Raw genomic sequence first — 23,439 nt, forward strand, 5'->3', positions numbered from 1 at the left:
CGCCGACATGCCCAAGCCGGTGGTCGCCGTGTCCGAGATGGACATGCCGAACGCGTTCGCCACGGGCCGCAATCCCGACCATGCCGTGGTCTGTGGCCCGGACTCCGACGGCGCCCTGCGGGTGGTCGAGGCGGAGGCGCGGCTCGGCCGGCGCCTGGCGCAGATCGGCTTCATGCGCCGCTACGACGCCGAGTACCAGCGGCTGAAGGCGCTGCTGGACGGCGGGACGCTCGGCCGGCCGCTGATGCTGCACTGCGTGCACCGCAACGTCTCCTCCCCGCCCGGCTTCACCAGCGCGATGCTGGTCAACAGCTCCGTCTCGCACGAGATCGACGCCGCGCGCTGGCTGCTGGGGCAGGAGCTGACCGCGGTGACCGTGCTGCGTCCGCGCTCCTCCTCCAAAGCCCCCGGGGGGTTGGCCGACCCGCAGTTCGTGCTGTTCGAGACCGAGCGGGGCGCCCTGGTCGACGTGGAGGTGTTCGTCAACTGCGGCTTCGGCTATCAGGTGCGCTGCGAGGCCGTCTGCGAGGCGGGCAGCGCACGGATCGGCGAGGAGCACGGCATGGCCCTCACCGCGCGCGGCGGCGCGGGCGTCGAGGTGCCGCAGGACTATCTGGTGCGGTTCGCGGACGCCTACGACCGTGAGGTGCAGGCCTGGGTCGACGCCACCCGGGAGGGCCGGGTCACCGGTCCCGGCGCGTGGGACGGCTATGCGGCGTCCCTGGTCGCCGAGGCCGGCGTGCGCTCGCTGGAGAACGGCGGGCGGGTGGCCGTGGAGCCGGCCCCGCGCCCGCCGCTGTACGCCGGGGTCAGCCGCTGACGCTGGGCGCGCCGGTCTCCAGGTGCCCGGTGAACCGGCGCGACCAGGACGGGTCCAGGTCCACGGTCACCGTCAGGTCGTACCAGCCGTCGCTGTAGGCGACGGCGTTGAAGAAGTCCTCCGTCGACGAACCGGCGGCGACGGTGTAGGTCCACGGGCCGTCGCCGCGGTAGTGGTTCGCGGTGACGGTGAACTTCGCCGCCGCCGTTCCCGTGTTGGTCATCTTCAGGTAGACGGCGAGCTTGCCGGTGCCCGGCTCCACCGCGTAGCGGCTGTGGACCTCGGCCGCCTTGCCGGCCTTCGTGGCGTCGCCGGTGACGCGGCGCAGGAAGCGGTTCGGGCCGGCCATGGTGAAGTCGTACTTCCCGTCGCCGTACCCCGTGCCGATGTTGAAGGAGTCGGCGGTCGTGCCGCCCGGGTCGACCGTGTACTGCCAGGGTGTGGTGTCCCGGTAGGCGGCCGGGTGGAGGGAGAAGTGGGCGGCCCGGGTGGCGGGGGTGCCCTGGTTGGACAGGGTGAACCAGGCGAGGATCTTGCCGGCGCTGCCGAACTCCAGCCGGTCCAGGTAGCCGTTGGGCTGATAGGGCAGGGCGCGGGCCGGGCGGGTGCCGGTCTCCTGGGCGGGCAGCGCGTTGCCGGTCGGGACCGGGTTCGGCAGCGGGCCGCAGGTGGAGTAACCGATCACCTTGGTCGCGGGCAGCGCGACGGAGCCGTACACCGGACGGGCGAAGTCGAAGACGCCGGTCAGGTCGCCGCTCACCCTGCGCCGCCAGTCGCTGATGTTGGGGCACTTGGCGGGCTTGCCCAGGGCGGTCGTCCAGGTCTCGAGGAAGCGCAGCACCGAGGTGTGCTCGAAGACCTCCGAGGAGACCCAGCCGCCGCGCGTCCAGGGCGAGACGACGATCATCGGGACGCGGAAGCCGAAGCCGAACGGCACCCCGTTGAGGAACTCCCCGGCGGTGCCGGCGGGCGGTGCCGGAGGCGGGACGTGGTCGAAACAGCCGTCGTTCTCGTCGTAGTTGAGGAACAGGACCGTCGAGTCGAAGACGTCCGGGTCGGCGGCGAGTGCCTGGTAGACCAGGTGGACGAAGTGGGCGCCGTCGCCGGGCGGGGCGTAGGGGTGTTCGGAGAAGGCCTGGTTGGGGACCACCCAGGACACCTGCGGCAGGGTGCCGGCGAGGACGTCGGCCTTGATGGCGGCGGCGATGTCGTCGGGGGTGGAGCCGGTGACCTTCGGGACGGAGGACATCCCCCGGTCGTACAGCGGGGTGCCGGGACCCGCCGCGGTGAAGTTCTTGAAGTAGGCGCAGCCGTTGTCGCCGTAGTTGTCCGCCGCGTTCTGGTAGACCTTCCAGCTCACCCCGGCGGCCTGGAGGGATTCGGCGTAGGTCTGCCAGGTCAGGCCGGACTCCTCGCCGCCGTCGTAGCTGGTGGAGTCGACCTTGCCGCTCCACAGGTAGGTGCGGTTGGGTCCGGTGGCGCTGAGGGCGGAGCAGAAGTAGGCGTCGCAGACGGTGTAGTTGTCCGCCAGCGCGTAGTGGAAGGGGATGTCGGCGCGGTCCAGGTAGCCGAGCGAGCGGACGTTGCCGACGCCGGCGACCCAGTTGTCCAGACGGCCCTTGTTCCACGCCGCGTGCTGCGAGGTCCACGAGTGCGGCAGATCGCCGGAGCACTGGGCGAGGGTCTCGCCGTCGGTGCCGCCCGCGGCGGGGGTGGCGCTGAGCTTCCAGGGGTACTGCCGGCCGGTGCCGTTGGGCTGGTCGAAGACCGTGTGGCCGCCAGCGAGGGTGATCGTCGCCCGGTCGTCGAAACCGCGGACGCCCTTGAGGCGGCCGAAGTAGTGGTCGAAGCTGCGGTTCTCCTGCATCAGGATCACCACGTGCCGTACGTCGGAGATGGTGCCCGTCGCCGCGGACCCCGCCGCGGCCGCGGGCCGCGCGGCGGCGCCCGTCGCCAGGCCCGCCGCCACGGTGGCGCCCAGACTCACGAAACCTCTTCGGCTGATCGGTGTCATCGGCCCCGTCCTCGTCACGGAGTGCCCCTGCGGCACACCGCGCGCAAGGGTGCACCCGGTGAGGGGCGGGGTCCATACCCGTGCGGTGAGAGGGCAGTGAACAGGAGACGACGAGAGGGGCGAACACATGCCCGTCGAACACTCGCCTGATTGTCTGCCCCCAATCTCCGACGGTCCGTCAAGTCACGTACAACGACTACGATTTACCCCTGGCGGCGACTACTCCGATCGTAGCGCGCCGTCGGTCCGGGAAGACTGTGGCATATGCCAGAAGCACCACCGTATCGTGTGGTGCCAAATCCCTTACACGGCCTCGCGGGCTGTGCAACAGTCGTAACCGGCCCCACCCGTCCGCCTGGCCGTACCGTCCCGCATCGGAGTGCGTCATGCCGTCCCATGTCTCCGCGGACCGCTCTTCCGCCCAGCCGCCCTCCCGCGGCTCGGTGGACGCGCTGATATCGCAGGCGCGGCGGCTCAAGGGCGATGTGGACGCGGTCCGGCGCGGCACCCAGGGCGACGGCAGCGACCCCACGGAGCGCTGGCAGCGCGCCCTGTACGACCTGGCCCTGCACCAGCTCGACGACCTCGACGAGCACTTGGCGCAGTTGCGGGACGGACCGCTGCCCGCCGGGCCCGCGCCCGAGGAGCCGCCCGCCGAGGCCGAGCGGGCACCGAGCGGTGCGCTGCTCAGCCGGGTCGGCAGCGCGGAGTGGAACCTGCTGACCGACGAGGCCACCTGGTCCGGCGAGCTGTACCGGATCCTCGGCCGCGACCCGTCGGGGCCGGCGCTCACCCTGGACGAACTGCCCTCCCTGGTGCTGGAGGAGGACCGGCCGCAGCTGACGGCGATGGTCACGGACTGCCTGATCGACGCCAAACCGATCGACGGCGAGTTCCGCATCGTGCGCCCGGACCGTGAGGTCCGCACGGTGCACATGATGGGCGAGCCGGTGCTCGACACCGACGGCAGCACCACGTCCATGTGGGCGGTGCTGCGCGACGTCAGTGAACTGCGGCGCAGTGAGCGGGCGGTGAGCGAGACCCGTGACTCGCTCCGGCGCCGCCGGCAGCGGGCGCAGACCGAGCACCGGGTCGCGGTCGAGCTGCAGGAAGCCGTGCTCCCCCCGTGGCACGGCTCCCTGCGGCTCCCGCGCCGCGGCACCGGCTCCCTCGACATCGCCGCCCACTACCTGCCCGCCTCGGCCGGCGAGCTGATCGGCGGCGACTGGTACGACGCCATGGAACTGCCCGCGGGTGAGAGCCTGCTGGGCGTCGGTGACCTCACCGGCCACGGACCTGTCGTGACGTCCACCATGGCCATGCTGCTCGGCGCCGTGCGCGGCATGGCGATGGCGGGCACCGCGCCCGGGCAGCTCATGGCGCTGCTCAACCAGTTACTGGACACCGCCGGCCGGCCGGCCCTGGGTAGCGCCGTCTGCTGCCGCTACCGGCCGGCCGACCGCACCCTGACGTGGGCGCAGGCCGCGAATCCCGCCCCCGTGCTGTACCGCGCCGGGTCGGGGCGCAGGCTGGTGCCCCCGGACGGCGTCCTGCTCGGCGCCACCCCGACCGCAGGTTACGGCCAGGCCGAGGAGGTGCTCGAGGTCGGCGACGTGCTCCTGCTGCACACCGCCGGCCTGCTGCCCTCACACGCCGGGACGGACGGCTCCGACGCCCTGCTCGACCTGGCCCCGCGGTGCGCGCAAGCCGCCGATGCGCAGGACTGCGTGCGCGCGGTCGTGGCGGAGTTCGACGCCGCGGAGCGCCAGGACGGTGCGTGCGTCCTGGTGGCCCGGGTGGAGTCGTAACCCCGTTTCCTCACGGCGGTGGCGCCTGTCGCCTGTTCCGGGATCGCCCGCGTCTTGCGCCGGGAGCGCGCGCTGTGGCGTCACCGCGGCCGCCCGCTTCTCACGCCGGTGCGCTGCCCCCCGCCCTGCCGCTCTTGCCCTTGGGCAGGGCCTGCATGATCTCCTCGCGCAGCTCCTGGATCCCCGGGTAGCCGGCGTACTCGGCGGTGAGCCGGTACATCTGGCGCAGCCGGTCCCAGGTGCGGCGGGAGGAGTTCGAGCCCATCGACATCAGGGCCAGGCGGGCGTAGCGGTCGGCCTGTTCGGGGTCGTCGGCGATGAAGCAGGCCGACGCCATGGACAGGTGGTCGAAGATCTTCGAGCGTTCCCGGCCGTCGATCCGCAGGTCCAGCGCCTTCTGCGCGTAGTACTGGGCGTGCACGGCGGCACCGGGGTCGAACTCCGCCAGGGTGCGGTAGGCGAGCGCCTGCATGCCGTACAGGTCCTCGTCCTTGAAGGTCTGCATCCAGTCCGGCGTCTCCTCGTCGGCCTTGTCGGAGACGAAGAGGTCCTCGGCCCGGCCCAGGGTGCGGCGCATCGCCTGGCCCTTGCCCATCGACGCCTGCGCCCAGGCCTCGATGGTGTGGAACATCGCCTTGGTCCGGGGCAGCAGCCGGTCGCCGGAGCCCGACTGGGCGAGTTTCATCAGGTCCAGCGCGTCGTCGGGCCGGCCCAGATGCACCATCTGCCGGGCCGCCCGGGACAGAGCCTCGCCCGCGCGCGGACGGTCGCCGCCCTCGCGCGCCGCGTGGGCGGCGATGACGAAGTACTTCTGCGCGGTGGGCTCCAGGCCCACGTCGTGCGACATCCAGCCGGCCAGGACGGCGAGGTTGGCGGCCACGCCCCACAGGCGGCGCTGGATGTGGGGCGAGTGGTGGTAGGAGAGGATGCCGCCCACCTCGTTGAGCTGGCCCACCACGGCCTTGCGCTGGAGCCCGCCGCCGCGGGCCGCGTCCCAGGCACGGAAGACCTCGACCGAGCGTTCGAGCTCCTCGACCTCCTGCGTCCCGATGGGGGCGGCCTCGTAGCGGTCGAACCCGGCGGGGTCGGCGTGCAGGGGGTGGTCGATGTGGGGGGCGTCGGCGGAAAGGGTCGGGTCGGTGTGCAGCCAGTCGTGCATGGCTCCGCTGAGTGCGGATCCCGCGGCGAGCGCGGCACCCGCGCCCACCAAGCCGCGTCGGTTGAGCATGAGGTCCATTCCCGTGAATTCGGTGAGGACCGCCGCGGTCCGCTCGGGCGCCCACGGCACACCGTCGGGATGCTCCACGCTCCCGTCGCCCTGCCGTTTCCCCGCGCGCCCGTGCCTGACCAGACCGAGGTCCTCGATGGTCACGACACGGCCGAGACGCTCGGTGAACAGGGCCGCCAGCACCCGCGGCACCGGATCGCGCGGGATCTCCCCCGTCTCGATCCACCGCCGCACCCGGGAGGTGTCGGTCGACAGCTGGGGGTGGCCCATGGCCGCCGCCTGCTTGTTGACCAGCCTCGCGAGTTCTCCCTTGGACCAGCCGGCCATGCCGAACAGGTCCGAAAGACGGGTGTTGGGTTGTCCGCTCACTCAAGCCCCCAGGTTCTCGGCTGAGTTGACACTAGCCCGGTGGGAGGTGCCGAGCGACTATTCGCCAGGGTTCGCCAGGGTCCGCCAGATGGTGTGCCAGTGGCTGTCGGGTGTCAGGTAGATATGCGCCACCCCGACCCGGTCGCCACCCGCTCGCAGCCATCGCGACGGGCGCACTCCCCAGGGTGCACCACGGCGGCCGGGCCGGACGGCGCTTTGACGTCGCAGGCACACGAAGGGATCTGTTTCGCCCATGTACGCAGCATCATCCTCCGTGTCCGCCCCGCCCCGGCCGCTGCTCCCCCGCCCCGCGGTGGGCGGCAGCGGCCCCTACCTGGCCCCCGCGCGTGGGGCGGCCCCCGTGCTCGGTGCCGGCCGCGGCCGGCGCGGCCCGGGGGCCGGCACGCAACCGCTCAGCGGGAGACTCGACTTGTCCGGCCCCCAGGGAGCGCAGCTGCGCTCGGCGATCGCGTCGGTGCACCGGATCTGCCCGGAGTTCTCCCCGGTGCAGGTACTGCGCCGCAGCGGACGTTCCGTGCTCCTGGTCGGCACGACCGGTCGCAGCACGGCCGTCGCCAAGTGCTTACTGGATCACTCCCCCGAGTGGGCCGAGCGGTACCGGCAGGAGATAGCCGCATACCGCACGTTCGTCCGGCACCGCCCGCCGGTGCGGGTGCCGAGGCTGATCGCGGCGGATCCGGACAACTGCACGCTGATCGTGGAGCGGATGCCGGGACGGGTGGCGGCACTCCAGCGGCATCCGGTGGAGGCACCGCCGCGGGCGGACGTACGGGCTGCCCTGTCGGCGATCTGCCGGCTGAACGCCTGGCGGCCGCCGGCCGGCACCTTCGGCGCCCCCCTGGACTACGCGGCCCGCATCAACCGCTACCACGAACTGGGCCTGCTCACCGACCGCGACCTGGGCGACCTGCAGAAGCTGCTGCACGGCATCGCGCACGCGGCGGGCCGGGGCGGCATGGGCCAGTTCTGTCACGGCGACGCGCTGCTGTCGAACCTCCTGCTGTCACCGGCCGGTCCAGTGCTGGTGGACTGGGAGCACGCGGGCTGGTACCTGCCGGGCTACGACCTGGCGACGCTGTGGTCCGTGCTCGGAGACGCGCCCGTGGCCCGGCGGCAGATCAGCCAGCTCGCGCAGCAGGCGGGACCGGCGGCCCGGGACGCGTTCCTGGTGAACCTGATGCTGGTCCTCACCCGGGAGATCCGCACCTACGAGACGGCCGTGCAGCGTTCGATGCACGACGCTCCCCCGGCGGCCCCGGGAGCGGCCCATCCGGGCGCCGCGCCCTCCGGTGAGGAACTGCGCCTGCTGTTGCGCCGCCTGCACGACGACTGCCAGCTGGTCCGCCGGGCGGTACGCGCGGCGGTCGGCACGCGCTGACGGACGGCCCGGGTACGAGCGGTGCGCACCGACGGCCGCCGCGGGCGAAGACGCGGCGTTCACCGAAGGCAGCCCCTCCAGCGGTGCGCCCGGCCGCCGTGGGCCGGGCGCCCGAAACCCCGGCCGCCGAGCACCGGCACCCTCCCACGCCGGTCGGTGCTCCCGTGCCGGGGCCGTGGTCCGCGGTGCGTTCGCAGCGGCGGCGCACCGCGGACGGCCGCCGGGTGGCGGACCGCGACCACTGGTATGGGCCACTGACGCCGCGCAGGCGGGTGAACCGCCCGTCACGAAACCCGCCCCACCCACCGCTTGACGTGGGAAATCGCCTCCACGACCGCATGATTGACGGATCGTCGGCCAACCGGTACCACTGACCGGGTTCGGCCCCGCACGCCCCGTCATGACCGCCCGTCTCTGGAGGCAGCTTTGCGCGGTTCCGTCACCGACCCCCACCTCTCCCCCGGCCCGAGACGGCTCGCCCACCGGGGAGCCGTCGCCATGGCGTCCGGCGCGCTGCTGCTGCCGCTGCTCGGCGCCGGACCGTCCCACGCCGACGACTCGGCGGGCGCGCTCCAGCGGGCCTTCGCCACCGCGGCGGCCGAGTACCACGTGCCGCAGAGCGTGCTGCTCGGCGTCTCCTACCTCCAGTCCCGCTGGGACGCGCACGCGGGCGCGCCGAGCGTGACCGGCGGCTACGGCCCCATGCACCTCACCGACGCCCGCACCGCCCTGGCGACCGCGCCGCACCACGGCGACGGCACCGAGGACGCCCGCGGCGACGAATCCCGTCCGGCGCTGCGCCCCGAGCCGAGGCTCCCCAAGGAGAGCGCGCTGCCCGCGCGGCTGAAGACCCTCACGCGTGCCGCCGAGCTGACCGGCATCCCGGACGGGGAGCTGCGCTCCGACGCGGCCGCGAACATCGCGGGCGGTGCCGCGCTGCTGGCCGCCGCGCAGAAGGACCTGGGCGAGCCGCTCAGCGCCGACCCGGCCGAGTGGTACGGCGCCGTCGCCCGCTTCTCCGGCGCCGACGACACGGCGACGGCAGCGGCGTACGCGAACGACGTGTTCGACGTGATCCACACCGGGCAGGAACGTTTCACGGACTCGGGCCAGCTGGTGGCGCTCGCCGCGCAGCCCGGCGTGGCCCCGGACACCCGGCAGCTGACGCGCACGGGCCTGCGCCGGGCGTCGACGGCGAACACCGAGTGCCCGGCGTCCGTGTCGTGCGAGTGGGTGCCGGCGCCGTACGAGGAGTTCGGCGACAACGACTACGGCAACCACGATCTGGGCGACCGGCCCGCCTCGCAGCGCATCCGCTACATCGTCGTCCATGACACCGAGGGCAGCTGGGAGGGCGTCCTCAACCTGATCAAGGATCCGACGTACGTGTCGTGGAACTACACGCTGCGCTCCACCGACGGACACATCGCCCAGCACGTGAAGGCCAAGGACGTGGCCTGGCACGCGGGCAACTGGTACATCAACGGCGCGTCCGTCGGCCTCGAGCACGAGGGCTTCCTGGCCAACCCGGACGCCTGGTACACGGAGGCGATGTACCGGGCCTCCGCCCGGCTGGTGAAGTACCTGTCGGGCCGGTACGGCATCCCGCTGGACCGGCAGCACATCCTGGGCCATGACACGGTGCCGGGCCCGACCACGGGCACGATCCCCGGCATGCACACCGACCCGGGCCCCTACTGGGACTGGCGGCACTACTTCGAGCTGCTGGGCCACCCGGTCAAGCGCACCGCGCGCGGCGGCGGCCTGGTGACGATCCGGCCGGACTACGCGGCCAACCAGCCGGTGTACACGGGCTGCGCCAAGAGCGGCCAGCCGTGCCCGGCGCACGGCTCCAGCGAGGTGCGGCTGTACTCGCAGCCGGACGAGAACTCCCCGCTGATCAAGGACATCGGAACGGGGACGACGCCGACGACCGACGTCAACGACCTGTCGTCACGGGTGTCCACCGGACAGCAGTTCGCGGTGGCCGGCCAGGACGGCGACTGGACGGCGATCTGGTACCTGGGCCAGAAGGCCTGGTTCAAGAACCCCAAGGGCAAGCCGGCGGCCGTGCCCGCGGCGGGCCTGGTGGTGACCCCGAAGGCCGGGGCGACGAGCATCCCGGTGTACGGCAGGGCGTACCCGGAGGCCTCGGCCTATCCGGCGGGTGTCCCCGCGCAGTCGGTGTCCCCGCTGCCGTACAAGGTGCCGGCGGGCCAGAGTTACGTGGTCGGCGACAAGGTGCCGGGTGAGTACTACTACGCGGTGACCTTCGACGAGGCCTCGCACCGGGTGGTGGCCGGCAAGGACCTGTACTACGAGATCCAGTACGGCCACCGCGTGGCGTTCGTGCGGGCGGCCGATGTGCGGGTGGCGCAGTCGGCCGAGTAGCGGCGGCGGGCCTCAGCCCTGCTGGAACAGCTCCGCCGGGAGCGGCTTCAGCAGGGCGTACAGGTCGTCCGTGATGGGACGGTCCCAGGCGGCGATGGTGACCAGGACGTTGTCGCTGCGGTCGAACTGCACGCAGGAGATGCGGGACTCCGACAGCTTCAGCCGGCGCACGATGAGCAGGTTGTCGCCCTGCAGCACGGGCACGTCCTCGGTGCCGACCACGGTCACCTCCTCGTCGTTCTCCAGCGCCAGCAGCAGCTGGGCCACCTCGAAGGGGACCTCTCCCTCGTCGACCTCCCGGGCCGGTGAGCCCTCGGGGAGATTGCCGATGATCATGGCCGGGCCGCGGCCGCCGAAGAGGTCGTAGCGCAGGTAGACGCCCTGGCAGGTGCCGTCGGGGGCGGGCAGCAGACCGGCGCCCAGGTTTCCGGGCCAGTCACCCGGGTCCATGGCCAGCACGTCGAAGTCGGGGCCGGCGGGGGTGGCGCTGCGGCGACGGAGGAACGACATGCGGCCCATGGTACGTGCCCGGGGCCCCTTGTCGTCGTGCGGGCCGCCGGCCAGGTGATCTTGCGGTGGCGTCCGGCCGGTGGCCGGGGCGGCGCCGCGCACGGGCCGCGGGTCACTCCTCCGGCGGATGCGGGGGGACGACCGCGATCGGGCACACCGCGTGCAGCAGGACCGCGTGGGTGACGGAGCCCAGCAGCCGCGGGGCCAGGATCCGGCGGCGGTGGCGGCCGACGACGATCAGGTCGGCGCCCTGGGAGGCGGCGACGAGGTTGCCCGCCGCGTCGCCGGGGAGCACGGACGGCTCGGCCCGCACCTCCGGGTGGCGTTCGCGGTGCGGGGCGAGGAACCCTTCGGTCAGAGCGCGGGTCTCGGCCTCCACGGCCGCCTGGTCGACGGCCGGCGGCAGGATCTCGCCGTGTGTGCTCCAGGTCTGCGCGGGCCACGGGTAGGCGGCGACCACCTGGAGACGGGCGCGGCGCAGCTCGGCCTCCGTGAACGCGAACTCCAGGGTGGTCTCGTCGGGGCCGTCGGCGTTGAGGCCCACGACCACGCGGGGGCCCGGCTCGCCCGGCAGGGCGCCCTCCACGGTGCGGTCCGGCCGGGGCACGACGACGACGGGGCACGGGGCCTCCCGCGCCGCGGTCATGCCGTTGGAGCCGAGCAGCAGGCTGGTGAAGCCGCCGCGGCCCCGGGAGCCGAGCACGAGCAGCTGGGCGTCGGCGGCCAGTTCCGGCAGGGCGGCGGCCGGTGCGCCGTCGATGCCGATGTACGCCGCCGCCGGGGCCTGTCCGCGCGTCTCGAGGCGGGCGCGGGCGTCGGTGAGCACCGGGTCCTCCTCCGGCGGGGGCGGCAGGACGACCGGCGCGCCGGGCTGCGCCCAGGCGACGTACTGCCGCACATGGACGACCTGCAGGGGAGCCGTGCGCGCCCGGGCCGCGTCGGCGGCCCAGTCCAGGGCGCGCAGGCTGTCCTCGGAGCCGTCGACCGCCGCGATGACCGGCAGGGTGCTCATGCGTCTCTCACCTCCGGAACAAGACCTTCCTCATCCTGGGCCAGCCTGGCGCAGGCGGCGCGCCGGGAGCGGCCGGTGGGGTCGCGTGTCCGGAAAACGGGGTGCAAAGAACGCGGGCGGCCCCTCGCGGGATGTCACAGCACACGGGCGGCCCTCGCGGGATGCCGACGCACGGGGCGGCCTTCGCGGGACGTCGGCCGTCACAGGGCGAGCAGGCCCGCGCTGGTCGGCTTGAAGCCGCAGGCCCCGAGGTAGAAGGCCGTCAGCTCCGGCTCGTGGTCGACGTGCAGCCAGGCGCAGCCCGCCGCGCGGGCCCCGCGGGCGGCCTCGGCGACGAGCGCGGCGCCGACGCCCGCCCCGCGTTCGGGCGCGGTCACCATGGTGTCCAGGACGAAGGCGTGGGCGCCGCCGTCCCAGGCGAGGTTCACGAAGCCGACGAGTACGCCGTCCCGCCGCGCGCAGACCCAGCCGAGGCTGTGTCCGAGGAGGCGGGCCCGCCACTCGGCTCCGAGCGGCGGGTGCCCGAAACACTCCGCGTGCAGATGGTCGGTCTCGTCGTCGGTGAAGTCGCCGCGCCATTCGTAGGTGATCGTCACCGCCGCATCGTACGGGCGGCGGCGCGGCTCAGGTCAGGTCGAACTCGCCCTCTCGTGCGCCGGAGACGAAGGCGCCCCACTCCGCGGGTGTGAAGATCAGGGACGGGCTCGCGGGGCGGCGGCTGTTGCGCATCGCGATGAACCCCTCGACAAAAGCGATCTGGACATCCCCCAGGCCCCGGCTCCCCGACTGCCACTGGGCGTTGCTGAGGTCCAGCTCCGGCTTGTCCCAGCCCGTGAGCGGCTGCTGCTGGATGGTGCTCTCGGCCACGTCCGTGCTCCTCCCGACTCGTCGTCCGCGGTCAGCCTAGCGATCGACCGGGGACCCCGACAGGCCACGTGAGGGGGACCTTTCGGGAGCGGGGAGGATCCGATCCCACCCGTCACACGGGTGCGTACGGGCACTGACCGGCGTCCGCCAGCACGGCGCCCGGTCCGCACGCGGGCGGGCCGGGCAGCGTCTTCCGCGCTTCCGCCGGCGGGTCGGTCTACGACACCGGGTGGGCCAGTTCGATGTCGTGCTCCCCGTCTCCCCCGCCGGCGACGGTGATCCCGGTCGCCTTGGGCGGATAGCCGGTCGCGATCACCGTGTACGCGCCGCTGTCCAGGTCGGAGAAGGCGTACGCCCCGTCCGCGCCGGTGGTGGTCGTGCCGACGACGTTGCCCGCGGCGTCCACCAGCGTGACCCGGGCGTCACCGAGCGGTGCGCCGGCGCCGCGCACGGTGCCCCGGACGTACGCGCCGGCGGTCAGGTCGAGGTCGACGCGGGTGACGCCGGTGGCGGATATCTCGGCGTGCAGGGCCAGCGGGCGGTGCTTGGGCGCGTTGACGGCGAGGGTGACGGGGCCGGGCACCAGGTCGGTGAGGGTGAACTCGCCGAGGGCGTCGGTGCGTCCGGTGGCCAGGACGTCGCCGCGGACATCGGTGACGATGACGACCGCGTCGGCGACGGGCGCCCCGCTGTCCGCGGACCGCACCACGCCGCTCAGCCCGCCGGAGCCGTCGAGCAGCACGTCATGGGCGGTCTCGGGGCCGGTGACGACGAGGGTGGTGGCCTGCGGCCGGCAGCCGTCGGCCGCCGCGATCAGCACATACGTCCCCGGCCCGGGCGCCGGCAGGACGTAGGAGCCGTCGGTGTCCGTGACCGCCCGGCCCAACTGCCGTCCCTCGAGGGAGATCAGGGTCAGGGCGGCGCCCGGGACCGGCGCCGATTCGGCGCCGCGCACCCGGCCCCGCACCTCGGCTGCGCCGGGCGCCGGCTCGTCGCCGGTCAGGCCCGGGACCGTCGCCACCAGCTCGGCGACCGCCCGGGCCAGCGGAACGGCGACCGCCGCGCCGACGGCCTCCTCGGCGGCGGCCGCTGCGGGTTCCTCGGCCGGGGCGGGCGCCGGTCCGGGCGCGGGGGCGGGCGCCGCGGCCGGGCGCCGGCCCGGGATGAAGGCGGCGACCAGCAGGGCCAGGACCGCCGCGCCGCAGCCGGTGGCCATCACGACCTTGAACCCGTTCTCGCTGGGCAGCGCCACCGGTCCCAGGTGCGTCGTCAGGTGGGCCAGGACGACTCCGGCGATCGCACTGGCCGTCGAGGTGCCGATGGAGCGCATGAGTGTGTTGAGGCTGTTCGCGGCTGCCGTCTCGGAGGGCTCCACCGCGCCCATGATCAGGGCGGGCATCGCGCCGTAGGCGAAGCCGACGCCGGCGCCGATCACGCAGGAGACGAGGACGAGCTGCCAGACGGCGCTCATCAGCCAGATGTTCAGCCCGTAGCCGGCCGCGACGATCACCGCGCCGAGCATCAGCGTCACCTTCGGGCCCTTGGCGCGGGAGACGGCGGCGGAGACGGGCGCCGTCGCCATCATCACCAGGCCCGTCGGGGCCAGGACGAGACCGGCGTCGAGCATCGACCTGCCGAGGCCGTAGCCGGTCGCCTCGGGGAGCTGGAGCAGCTGCGGCAGCACCAGCGACATCGCGAACATCGAGAAACCGAACGCGATCGAGGCGAGGTTGGTGACCAGCACCTGGCGACGTGCGGTCGTGCGCAGGTCGACCAGCGGTTCCGCAGTGCGCAGTTCGTACGCGCCCCACAGCAGCAGGATCACGACGGCCGCGGCGAACAGGCCGAGCGTGGTGCGGCCGGCCCAGCCCCAGTCGGCGCCCTTGGAGATGGCCAGCAGCAGGCAGATCAGGCCGGTGGCCATGCCCAGCGCGCCGACGCCGTCGAAGCGGCCGCCCGTGCGCACCGCCGATTCCGGCACCAGCGTCAGGACCAGCGTGAACGCCACCACGCCCAGCACCGCGGAGGTCCAGAACAGCACGTGCCAGTCGAAGTGGTCGGCGATCAGGGCCGCGGCGGGCAGGCCGAGTGCGCCGCCGACCCCGAGTGAGGCGCTCATCAGCGCCGTCGCCGAGCCCAGCCGCTCGGCGGGCAGTTCGTCGCGCATGATGCTGATGCCGAGCGGGATCACACCGGAGGCCAGGCCCTGCAGTGCCCGGCCCACGATCATCGGCGCCAGGCTGTCGCTGAGCGCGGCCGTCACCGAGCCCGCCACCAGCAGCACCACGCTCACCAGCAGCAGGCGCCGCTTGCCGAACATGTCCCCGAGGCGCCCCGTCACCGGCGTCGCCACGGCGGCCGCCAGCAGCGTCGCGGTGACCGCCCAGGCCGCGTCGGAGGCGGACGCGCCGAGCAGTTTCGGCAGCTCCGGGACGATCGGGATCACCAGGGTCTGCATCAGCGAGACGACGATCCCGCCGAAGGCCAGCACCGCCACCACGAGGTTGGTCCGCCCAGGAGCGGTCACCTGCTCGGCGGGCCGGGGATGAGCGTGAGACATGGCTGTCGGGCCTCCGTGAGGGCAGCGCGCATCGATACGGCCCACGAAGGTAGGACAATTGATTGACTTAGGCAAGGAGATGGGGGAAGTGTGATCGTCCCGTGAGAATCCGGGTGGCGCGGAGGGTCAACTCGCCCACTCCACAAGGCGTTCGCCCGTTTCGCGCTCGCGGAGCAGGGCCAGCGACTGCTTCTCCAGCTGCCGCACCCGTTCACGGGTCAGACCCACGTGCCGGGCCACCTCCTCCAGGGTGCGCGGCCGGCCGTCGTGCAGGCCGTACCGCAGGCTGAGGATCATCGCCTCGCGGGGTGCGAGGGTGCCGACGGCGTCGCGCAGTTCCTCCGCCAGCGCCTGGTACTCGGCGACCTCCGGGGCCTGCAGGACGTCCGTGTCCGGGATGAGGTCGCCGACGACCGTCTCGCCGGTCTCGTCGACCGGGGTGTCCAGGCTGACGGACTGCCGCCCCACACGGCGCAGCCACACCACCTTGTCCTGGGCGAGCTTGCCCTCCTCGGCCACCTCCTCGGGGGTCGGATCCCTCCCGAGGGCCAGTTGCAGACGCCGTTCCACCTTGGCGAGTTTCTGCAGTTGCTCGACGACGTGCATCGGCAGCCGTACCGACCGGGCGTTGTTGGCCAGGCCCCGTTCGATGGCCTGACGGATCCACCAGGTGGCGTACGTGGAGAACTTGAAGCCCTTGGTGTGGTCGAACTTCTCCACCGCCCGGATCAGACCGAGGTTGCCTCCTGGATGACGTCCAGCAGCGGCAGTCCGCGGTGGGCGTGCCGTTTCGCCATCGACACCACCAGGCGCAGGTTGGCGCGCACCATGTGGTCCTTGGCCGCCTGCCCGTCGCGCACGGCGGCCTCCAGCGCGGCGCGCCGCCGCGGGGCCGGCGCGCGCTCCCCCGCGTCGGCCTGCTCCAGTTCCTCCAGCGCCTGGACGCCGGCCTGGATGCGCCGGGCGAGCCACACCTCCTGCCCGGCGTCCAGGAGGGGGGTGGCCGCGATCTGCGCCAGGTACTGACCGAGCAGGTCCGGCTCGTCGTCGAGTCCGCCGACCGGATCGCGGCGCCGTGACGTGCGGGCCCGTGCCGGGCCGTCGCGGCGGGGGCCGGACGCGGCCTTGTGTGCCTGCGGAGGCATCGTTCGCTCCTCGCACTCCGTGCTGTCCGGGCGCCCGGGTACCCGGCGGGCACCGGGCGAACCGCGGGCCGGCGCACGCAGACGCGGGCCCGCGCACGCAGCCCGGTACTCGCCGTGGCATCCGGTGCGGCCGCTAGCCTCCCGCCGCCTGGACGTGTCCGCCCTGTGGGAGTTGCAGGCGGGCGCCCTGGCGCAGGAGTTCCTGCTGTACGAGGGCGGCGGGGACCCTGCGCGGGGAGCGGCCGAGGCGTACGGCGAGGGCGGCGCAGGCGCCCGCGGCCTGGCCCGTCGCCATGGCGATCGGCATGACGCGGTACGAGGAGTGCGCCACGTGGGAGCCGGAGATGCAGCGCCCGGCGACCAGGAGGCGTTCGGTGCCCCGGGGCAGCAGGCAGCGCAGCGGGATGTCGTAGAAGCGGCCGCGGGGCACGCGTTTGAGGACCGTGCCGGTGCCGCGCGGGTTGTGGATGTCGATCGGGTAGGCGCCGTGCGCGACGACGTCCGGGAAGGAGCGGGCGCCGAGGATGTCGTGGCCGGTGAGCTGGTAGTCGCCGAGGATGCGACGGGTCTCGCGGACGCCGATCTGGGTGCCGCTCTGCACGGCGTACGCCTTCTCGAAGCCCGGCACCCGGGTGCGCAGGAAGCGGTCGATCTGTTCCATCTGGCGGCGGGCGACGCACTCGGCGCGGGTCAGGTCCCACACGTCGATGCCGAGGGCCCTGGTGACGCGCGTGCTGTTGACGCTCAGCTCGTGCGGGTGGGGCGTGCCGAAGAAGAGCATGTCCTCACGGGCGAGCCGCAGTTCGCCGTCCCTGGTGGCCTCCTCCACGAGGTCCCACAGCCCGTGCACACCGCGCCACTGGTCGGGGTGGGCCTGCACGTACCCGGCGAAGCCCTGCGGGTCGAAGTCGGCGACGCGGAACATCAGCGTCATCGGCTGCACCCGCCCGTCCTCGGGCCGTCCGACCTCGAACGGCGCCCCGGCGGCGGCCGCCACGTCGCCGTCCCCGGTGCCGTCGACGACCACGCCTGCGTCGATCACCACCGGCCCGGACTTGGTCTCGAACACCACCCGCCAGCCGTCGTCCAGGGGCAGCGCGGCGGAGGCGAACGAGTGCAGCAGCAGCCGTACGCCGGCCTCGTCGAGCAGGTCGAGGAGGACGAGCTTGAAGATCTCCGGGTCGAACGGCACGGTGTAGCCGGTGTCGAGGGAGGGCGGGATGCAGCCGCCGCGCGCGGTGAGCCGGTCCAGCAGCCGCCACAGGAACCCGGCCACGACCGCCTCGCCCTCGCCGTGGTCGGAGGGCAGCAGCCGGCCGTCCTGCCCGGCCTCGTCGAAGACGGCCTGCTTCTGCTCGTTGTGGAACGACATCAGCGGCATCACCAGGGCGGCGGTGGCGTTGCCGCCGAGGAAGCCGTAGCGCTCCACCAGGACGACGTCGGCGCCGGCCTCCGCGGCGGCGTGGGCCGCGGCGGTGCCGGCCGGCCCGCCGCCGACGACGAGGACGTCCGTGCGGCCTCCGTGCCGGGCCGGGCGCGCGGGCAGGGTGACGGTGCGGGGTTCGCTGGGCGGTTCCAGGAGGGGCATGTCCTCTTCCCGTCGGCTGGTTCCGGGGTGCTCGGCAGGGCGGCGGCCCGGTGGGAGGTCAGACCGGGAAGGCCGTGTGGGCCCGCGGCGGGTCGCCGGCGGCCAGGCGGTCGTCGCCGGGGACGCCGGCCGGGTCGGCCGGGAGGGCCTGGAGGGTGTCGAGGAGCGCGCCGCAGCGCGCACAGGTCTCGCGTGAGCGTTCCCGCAGTTGCCGGACCCGCTCGTCGAAGTCGGGGCGCCGCTGCGGGAACTCGTCCCACAGCCGGTCCACCTCGGCCAGCAGCAGTCCGGCCTGCTCGCGGGCCACGCCGACCAGCGCGGGCGCGCCCAGGCGGCGGGCGAAGTCGAAGACCTTGCCGGAGTACGGCAGCGGCAGCACGGGCAGCCCGGCCAGCGCCGCGAAGATCAGGAAGTGCAGGCGCATGCCGACCACCAGGTCGAGGTGGCTCATGAAGCCCAGGATCTGGCCGGGGCTGTATGTGTTGTGCAGGATGCGCCCGCGGTCGGGCGCGGTCATCCGGGACAGTACGCCGTGGGCGTGCCGGACGTCCTGGCGCTCCATCGGCACGAACACCACGTGCGCGTCGAGCCGGCGGACCAGGAAGTCGGCGACGTCGGCGAGCAGCGCGTGGTAGTCGCCCTCGTCGAGCTTCTCCGCCGCCCGGCCCGGCTCGCGCACCGACATCCCCACCAGCCGTACCCCGCCCGGGACGCCCTCCTGCCGCATCATCTGCTCGGTGAACGGCTCGGGGGGCAGCAGCAGGGCCGGATCGGCGGTGACGGTGAGGTCACGGTCGATGCCGACCTCCTCCAGGACGAGCCGGGACTCCTCGTCGCGCACCACCACGTCCGCCATGGCCGGCAGCACCGTGCGCACCGCCGCCCGGTCGTCGGCCTCGCGCAGCGGCCCCGCGCCGACCGCGTAGGCGAATGTGGGCACGCCCCGGGCCTGGGCCGCGCCGACCAGGCGCAGATACCGGCGGGCCTCACCGTCGTACAGGATGCCGCCGCCGCCCAGCACCAGCAGGTCCAGGCCGGCCAGCACGTCGAGGACCGGCTTCTGCGGGACGCCCTCCCAGTCGACGACCTCGTCGGCCTGGCTCTGGTGGGCGCGGGTGTGGCCGGCGTCGCGGCTGAACACGACGAGCCGCGCCTGCGGCCGGTGGGCGCGCAGACAGCTCAGGACACAGGTGAGGATGGCTTCGTCGCCGGTGTTGAAGCCTCCGTAGGAGCCGAGCACGCCGATGCGTGGGCCGCCCCGGACGGTCGGCGAGGGCTCGGTGATGGTCATCCGGACCTCCTCGGAACGCGCCGGCGGGCACTGGCCGCCGGGCGTACTGCGTCGTGCCGTCGGCCCCGGGTCGCCCGCGCCGCCCCGGGCAAACACCCTCGCGCGCACGGGTGGCCCGAGGGTGTGGCGCTGTGTTCATTGTGCGGTCGCGTGTGGCCACGCGCGCGGCGGGGCACTCGGGCCCGGCCCGACCGGCCGACCAGGGAGGATTTCATGACGGCACCCCGCTACGACGACGAGGGCGAGGTCCCCCTCGGGGGGTACGCCGCGCTCGCGACGACCTTCACCGCGGGGGTCGCGCTCTTCGCGGCCGTCGCGCACCGCCGTGGTGTGCGGCCGCCCGAGCAGGTACCGCCGTGGGACGTGGCCCTGATGGGCACGGCGGTGTTCAAGGCGTCCCGGCTGCTCACCCGGGACAAGATCACCAGTTTTCTGCGGGCGCCGTTCACCCGGCGCACCCGTCAGGGTGAGGCCAGTGAGGTGATGGACGAGCCGCGCGGCGGTGGTGCGCAGCGGGCCGTGGGCGACCTGGTGTCGTGCCCGTTCTGCACCTCGGCGTGGGTGGCGGGCGCGCTGGTGTGCTCCTACGCCGTCGCCCCGCGCGGCACCCGGCTGGTGTGCGCGGGGCTGACCGCCGTCACGGCCGCGGACTGGCTGCAGTACGCCTGGACCTGGGCGCAGCAGAACGCCGAGGGCTGAGCGCGGTGGCCGGCGGTGCTCGTCGGGCCGCGGGCGGCTGGGGAAGACGGCACGGGCCCTTTCGCGTACGGCCTCCCGCCGGACGGTCGGGGCCGTCCGTGGCGAGGGCGGACGCCGGGCGTGCGTTCAGGCGGCGTGCGCCGTGCGCGGTGTCGCCGGGAGACGGACGTCCCGCATCACGAAGCCCTCGGCGACCTTCGCGGGCAGGCGGCGCAGGGAGATCCGCAGATCCTGCGGCGGCACCGTGTAGTCGAGGGCGGCCAGCCGCTGGGCGAGCGCTTCGAGCAGCCCGATGGTCAGGCCCTCGCCGGGGCAGCGGTGACCGGCGGCGGGATCGCCCCCGCCCTGCGGGATCAGTTCGTCGCGGTCGACGTGCCGGCGGAACCGCTCGGGGCGGAAGACGTACGGGTCGCCCCACAGCCCGGCGTCGTGGTTCTGGCCGAAGACGTCGAGCAGGACCAGCCCACCGGCCGGCACCGACACCCCCTGCCAGGTCAGGTCCCGCACGGCCACACCGCCGAGGTAGGGCGCGAAGGGGTAGAAGCGGCGCACCTCGTTGGCGAAGCCGGCCGCCTCGGAGAGGTCGCCGCCGCGCAGCCGCGCGCGGTGCTGCGGCCAGCGGTGCAGGGCGTGCGCGGTGTACGCCACGAACCAGGCGACCGCGGCCGTGGGGCGCACGATGTTCAGCAGCTCGACGGCCGCCGTGCGCGCGTCCAGCTCCTCCCCGTCGGCCTCGCGGTGCCGGCACACGGCCGCCGTCAGGGAGCCGGCGGGCGCGTCGGCGCGACCGGCGCGCACGTCCTCGACCAGCCGGGTGAACCGCTTCTCCTGCCGGCTGCGGGCGCGGCGGGCCCGCCAGTGCCGGGGGCCGGCGGTGGCGAAGCCGTCGACCATCGCCACGAGATCGTGGGCGAGCCGCCGGGCCTCGCCGCCGTCCTCGTCGAGCGGCACACCCGCCCAGCGGCACACGCCGCGGGTCAGCACCTCGGCCGCCGCGTCGAACAGCACCACCTGTTCGGCCGCGCTCCAGTCCCGTACGGCGTCGTCCCAGGCGGAACCCACGTGCTCGACCAGGGCGGCGATCCGGTCGCCGTGCAGCAGGGGCAGGAACAGCCGCTTGCGCGCGCGGTGGGCGTCCCCGTCGAGGGTGTGGACGGCGCCGTGCCCGAACAGGGTGCTCAGCACGGGGCCCGGCAGCGCGCCGGAGCGGTGGACGTGGTCCTCGTCGTAGAAGAACCGCACCGCCTGCGGCCCGCGTACGACGAGCGCGGGACGGCCCAGCACGCGGGTGGCCGCCGCCCCGCCGGAGGCGTGGCGCAGCAGACCGGGCAGCCAGGTGTAGCCCTGGGTGAGGGCAGTGAGCGAGCGGTCGGACCGGAGGCGGTCGCTGACGTTCATGCCGGCCGGGTGCCCCGGTGGCCGCGTCGGAACACCCGCCCCGGTGATCACGCCGGTGTCTCGCGGCGGCTCATGCCGGTACCGGGCGGGCGCTCTCGGCCACCCGGGTCAGTACGTCCTGGCGGAACAGCGCCCGTCCGCGCGCGATCCGCCCGGCGCGCTCGGGGCCGTCGGCGGTGAGCCGTTCGAGTGAAGCGAGCAGGGCCGTTTCGTCGGCGGCCGCGTCGGACAGGCCGAGCGCCGCCATCCGGGCCACCCCCTCCGCGCCATGGCCGGGCACGGGCCGGTGGGCGACGACGGGCAACCCCGCGGCGAGGGCCTGGACGGCGGTCTGGCCCGCCGCGTTGTCGACGAGCGCGCGGGCCGCGTGCAGCAGTCCCGGCATGTCCTCGACCCAGCCCGGGGTCAGCACGCCCGGCAGCTCGGCGCAGCGGGCACGCAGGCGTTCGTTGCGACCGCACAGGACGACCGGGAGGAAACCCGACCGGGCGAGCAGCCGGGCGGTGCCGGGCAGTCGGGAGGCGGCTCCCCAGGCTCCCGCGGACAGGACGACGGGCCGGTCGCCGTGGGCGTGGCGGGCGAAGCGCGCGCTCCAGCCGGCCGCGCCGGCCGGTGTGCCGTCCCCGGCGGCGGCTCCACGGAGTTCGTTCCCGGGTGTGAAGAAGCGGGGGGACACCACGGGGCCGGTCGCCTCGGCCGGAGTGCCGAGGTCGGCGCCGACCTCCCGGGCGGCCTGCTCGGTGAGGCAGAAGTAGCGGTCGTTGCCGGGGTGCAGCCACTGGCGGTGGACGGCGAAGTCGACCAGGCACACGGTGCTCGGCACCCGCAGCAGGCCGCGCTCGCGCAGGTGGCCGGTGAGCTGCGCCGCGAGGTGGAACACCGGCACCACCACGTCGGCGCCGTCGCGCTCGACCCGCTCCAGGAACCGTCCGGCGGCGAGCCGGGCCAGCGGCACCCCGCTGGGGCGCGGCCCGTCGCCGCGGCGCAGCAGGGCGCGGTAGACGCCCTCGTAGACCCACGGGGCGTGCAGGACGGACGACCGGTACCCCCGGCGCACCACCCCGCCCAGGGGGTGCGGCAGCAGGGCGAGGACGTCCACGGCGTCGGCGCGGTGGCCGCGCTCGCGGGCACGGCGGACGAGCTCGGCGGCCACGGTGTCGTGGCCCTCGCCCATGCTCGCGCTGACGACCAGGATGCGCCGGGGGCCGCCCGTGGCGGCGGGGGTGTCGTTCACGTCTTCCGGCTGTCCCCCGCACCGTCCGCACCCAAACGGCCGGGCTGCTCCGGCCACCCGCGGGCCCCGGTCCCCTGAGCGAGAGAGCGCCCGCCGCCCTGCGGTCGCGGCCACCCGAGCGGCCATCGTCCAGGGCCTTCATGGCCCGGTGTCACCCGGTGTGCCCCGGTCGGAGAGCGTTTCGGCAGGCTTCAGACGGGATACTCCTCTCCGGCGTTCTCCGTCGCACTCCGAGGTCATCCGACATGCCCCGTGCCCCGCTCAGCGCCCGATCCGCCCACCAGACGCCCGCGGGCGTGCCGGGCCGGGTCGCCGATCCCGGGCTGCTCGGCGCCGACGGCAGGCCCGCGCACCGGGGCGTGGCGGTGGTGACCGGCGCGTCGTCGGGTATCGGCGCCGCCGTGGCCCGCCGGCTGGCCGCCGCGGGCGGCTGGTACCTGGTGCTCAACGGCCGCGACATGCTGCGTCTGGAGCGCGTCGCCGGGCAGGCGTCCGGTGCCGTCTTCCCCGCGGATCTGACCACGCCAGGCTGCGACCGCCGGCTGGCCGACTTCGTGCTGGACCGCACCGGACGGGTGGACCTGCTGGTGGCGGGCGCGGGCATCGGCTGGGCCGGTGACTTCCGCACCATGCCCCCGCGCGCCATCCAGGACGTGATCGACGTGGATCTCACGGCGACCATCGGCCTGGTGCGGCAGATGGTGCCGCACATGGTTCAGGCGGGGTCCGGACGGGTGGTGCTCGTCGGCTCCCTGGCGGGCGCCGTCGGTGTGCGCGGCGAGGCGGTCTACTCGGCCGCGAAGGCCGCGCTCGGCGTCTTCGCCGACGCGCTGCGCTACGAGCTGGACGGCAGCGGGGTGCGGGTCAGCCATGTGATCCCCGGGGTCGTCGACACCCCGTTCTTCGAACGCCGGGGAGAGCCCTACCGGCGTGCGCGGCCCAGGCCGGTCCCTCCCGAGCGGGTGGCGGACGCGGTGTGGCGGGCCGTGCGCCGGGACCTGGACGAGGTGTACGTCCCCGGCTGGCTGCGGCTGCCCGTGCGGGTGCACGGCATGGCACCGGGCCTGTACCGGCGCCTCGCGGCCCGGTTCGGATGAGCCGTGGGA

17 protein-coding genes and 1 pseudogene are annotated in these 23,439 nt (G+C 74.2%); 6 read left to right on the top strand and 12 right to left on the bottom strand.

The genetic code is table 11. The features are described from left to right. Positions 1-820, top strand: an 820-nt coding sequence (locus tag AB0E88_RS32265; RefSeq protein WP_361638013.1) for a Gfo/Idh/MocA family oxidoreductase, incomplete at its 5' end; no start/stop codon positions are given. Here AB0E88_RS32265 and AB0E88_RS32270 read toward each other — a convergent pair. Continuing rightward, on the bottom strand, positions 810-2,834 hold the full coding sequence (locus tag AB0E88_RS32270) for a phosphocholine-specific phospholipase C (protein ID WP_361638015.1): 2,025 nt from the start codon (positions 2,832-2,834) through the stop codon (positions 810-812). The two genes, AB0E88_RS32265 and AB0E88_RS32270, sit on opposite strands and share 11 nt — an antisense overlap. A 386-nt stretch (positions 2,835-3,220) precedes the next feature. Between AB0E88_RS32270 and AB0E88_RS32275 the strand changes: the two genes are divergently transcribed. Then, the gene (locus tag AB0E88_RS32275) at positions 3,221-4,642 is read left to right on the top strand and encodes a SpoIIE family protein phosphatase (protein ID WP_361638017.1); all 1,422 of its coding nucleotides are present in this window, start codon (positions 3,221-3,223) and stop codon (positions 4,640-4,642) included. A gap of 100 nt (positions 4,643-4,742) precedes the next feature. Here the strand turns inward: AB0E88_RS32275 and AB0E88_RS32280 are convergent, their stop codons facing one another. Further along, positions 4,743-6,239, bottom strand: a complete 1,497-nt coding sequence (locus tag AB0E88_RS32280; RefSeq protein WP_361638018.1) for a hypothetical protein — start codon at positions 6,237-6,239, stop codon at positions 4,743-4,745. Between the two features lie 253 nt (positions 6,240-6,492). On the opposite strand from AB0E88_RS32280, the gene AB0E88_RS32285 reads away from it, so the two are divergent. Further along, entirely contained in the window at positions 6,493-7,638 is a 1,146-nt protein-coding gene (locus AB0E88_RS32285) for an aminoglycoside phosphotransferase family protein (RefSeq protein ID WP_361638020.1), read from the top strand. Between the two features lie 426 nt (positions 7,639-8,064). Beyond that, the gene (locus AB0E88_RS32290) at positions 8,065-10,029 is read left to right on the top strand and encodes an N-acetylmuramoyl-L-alanine amidase (protein ID WP_361638022.1); all 1,965 of its coding nucleotides are present in this window, start codon (positions 8,065-8,067) and stop codon (positions 10,027-10,029) included. Positions 10,030-10,041: 12 nt separating this feature from the next. Here AB0E88_RS32290 and AB0E88_RS32295 read toward each other — a convergent pair whose 3' ends face one another. The 8 genes and pseudogenes from AB0E88_RS32295 to AB0E88_RS32330 form a co-directional block, all read right to left on the bottom strand. After that, complete coding sequence (locus AB0E88_RS32295) at positions 10,042-10,539, bottom strand: hypothetical protein (RefSeq protein WP_361638024.1); 498 nt, start codon at positions 10,537-10,539, stop codon at positions 10,042-10,044. A 112-nt stretch (positions 10,540-10,651) separates the two neighbouring features. Continuing rightward, complete coding sequence (locus AB0E88_RS32300; protein ID WP_361638026.1) at positions 10,652-11,551, bottom strand: universal stress protein; 900 nt, start codon at positions 11,549-11,551, stop codon at positions 10,652-10,654. 200 nt (positions 11,552-11,751) lie between these two features. Beyond that, on the bottom strand, positions 11,752-12,147 hold the full coding sequence (locus tag AB0E88_RS32305) for a GNAT family N-acetyltransferase (protein ID WP_361638028.1): 396 nt from the start codon (positions 12,145-12,147) through the stop codon (positions 11,752-11,754). A gap of 28 nt (positions 12,148-12,175) precedes the next feature. Continuing rightward, positions 12,176-12,418 (bottom strand): DUF397 domain-containing protein, encoded by a 243-nt coding sequence (locus AB0E88_RS32310; protein ID WP_361638029.1) that lies wholly within the window; start codon positions 12,416-12,418, stop codon positions 12,176-12,178. 217 nt (positions 12,419-12,635) lie between these two features. Beyond that, positions 12,636-14,978: an MFS transporter gene (locus tag AB0E88_RS32315; RefSeq protein ID WP_361638031.1), complete on the bottom strand. Its 2,343-nt coding sequence runs from the start codon at positions 14,976-14,978 to the stop codon at positions 12,636-12,638. 126 nt (positions 14,979-15,104) lie between these two features. Further along, positions 15,105-16,123 (bottom strand): annotated as a pseudogene (locus AB0E88_RS32320) (sigma-70 family RNA polymerase sigma factor). Positions 16,124-16,256: 133 nt separating this feature from the next. Continuing rightward, on the bottom strand, positions 16,257-17,711 hold the full coding sequence (locus AB0E88_RS32325) for an FAD-dependent oxidoreductase (RefSeq protein WP_361638033.1): 1,455 nt from the start codon (positions 17,709-17,711) through the stop codon (positions 16,257-16,259). Between the two features lie 58 nt (positions 17,712-17,769). Continuing rightward, a complete protein-coding gene (locus AB0E88_RS32330) occupies positions 17,770-19,002 on the bottom strand; it encodes a polysaccharide pyruvyl transferase family protein (RefSeq protein ID WP_361638035.1) in 1,233 nt (410 codons plus the stop codon). Positions 19,003-19,215: 213 nt separating this feature from the next. Here AB0E88_RS32330 and AB0E88_RS32335 point away from each other — a divergent pair, with 213 nt between their 5' ends. Then, positions 19,216-19,701, top strand: a complete 486-nt coding sequence (locus tag AB0E88_RS32335; protein ID WP_361638037.1) for a DUF1360 domain-containing protein — start codon at positions 19,216-19,218, stop codon at positions 19,699-19,701. A gap of 126 nt (positions 19,702-19,827) precedes the next feature. Here the strand turns inward: AB0E88_RS32335 and AB0E88_RS32340 are convergent, their stop codons facing one another. Both AB0E88_RS32340 and AB0E88_RS32345 read right to left on the bottom strand, forming a co-directional pair. Continuing rightward, entirely contained in the window at positions 19,828-21,099 is a 1,272-nt protein-coding gene (locus AB0E88_RS32340; RefSeq protein ID WP_361638039.1) for a cytochrome P450, read from the bottom strand. Positions 21,100-21,169: 70 nt separating this feature from the next. Then, positions 21,170-22,273, bottom strand: a complete 1,104-nt coding sequence (locus AB0E88_RS32345; RefSeq protein ID WP_361638072.1) for a galactosyldiacylglycerol synthase — start codon at positions 22,271-22,273, stop codon at positions 21,170-21,172. Positions 22,274-22,578: 305 nt separating this feature from the next. On the opposite strand from AB0E88_RS32345, the gene AB0E88_RS32350 reads away from it, so the two are divergent. Next, positions 22,579-23,430 carry an SDR family NAD(P)-dependent oxidoreductase gene (locus tag AB0E88_RS32350; RefSeq protein WP_361638041.1) on the top strand — a complete coding sequence of 284 codons (852 nt, stop codon included), beginning with the start codon at positions 22,579-22,581 and terminating at the stop codon, positions 23,428-23,430. Positions 23,431-23,439 lie beyond the last annotated feature (9 nt).

It is taken from the genome of Streptomyces sp. NPDC028635 (assembly GCF_040637635.1).
Lineage (GTDB): Bacteria > Actinomycetota > Actinomycetes > Streptomycetales > Streptomycetaceae > Streptomyces.

Coding starts and splice junctions, on each gene's coding strand:
- AB0E88_RS32345 (WP_361638072.1), bottom strand. CDS start 22,273: ATGGGCGAGGGCCACGACACCGTGGCCGCCGAGCTCGTCCGCCGTGCC.
- AB0E88_RS32300 (WP_361638026.1), bottom strand. CDS start 11,551: ATGAGCACCCTGCCGGTCATCGCGGCGGTCGACGGCTCCGAGGACAGC.
- AB0E88_RS32340 (WP_361638039.1), bottom strand. CDS start 21,099: ATGAACGTCAGCGACCGCCTCCGGTCCGACCGCTCGCTCACTGCCCTC.
- AB0E88_RS32270 (WP_361638015.1), bottom strand. CDS start 2,834: ATGACACCGATCAGCCGAAGAGGTTTCGTGAGTCTGGGCGCCACCGTG.
- AB0E88_RS32275 (WP_361638017.1), top strand. CDS start 3,221: ATGCCGTCCCATGTCTCCGCGGACCGCTCTTCCGCCCAGCCGCCCTCC.
- AB0E88_RS32285 (WP_361638020.1), top strand. CDS start 6,493: ATGTACGCAGCATCATCCTCCGTGTCCGCCCCGCCCCGGCCGCTGCTC.
- AB0E88_RS32315 (WP_361638031.1), bottom strand. CDS start 14,978: ATGTCTCACGCTCATCCCCGGCCCGCCGAGCAGGTGACCGCTCCTGGG.
- AB0E88_RS32350 (WP_361638041.1), top strand. CDS start 22,579: ATGCCCCGTGCCCCGCTCAGCGCCCGATCCGCCCACCAGACGCCCGCG.
- AB0E88_RS32330 (WP_361638035.1), bottom strand. CDS start 19,002: ATGACCATCACCGAGCCCTCGCCGACCGTCCGGGGCGGCCCACGCATC.
- AB0E88_RS32325 (WP_361638033.1), bottom strand. CDS start 17,711: ATGCCCCTCCTGGAACCGCCCAGCGAACCCCGCACCGTCACCCTGCCC.
- AB0E88_RS32335 (WP_361638037.1), top strand. CDS start 19,216: ATGACGGCACCCCGCTACGACGACGAGGGCGAGGTCCCCCTCGGGGGG.
- AB0E88_RS32295 (WP_361638024.1), bottom strand. CDS start 10,539: ATGTCGTTCCTCCGTCGCCGCAGCGCCACCCCCGCCGGCCCCGACTTC.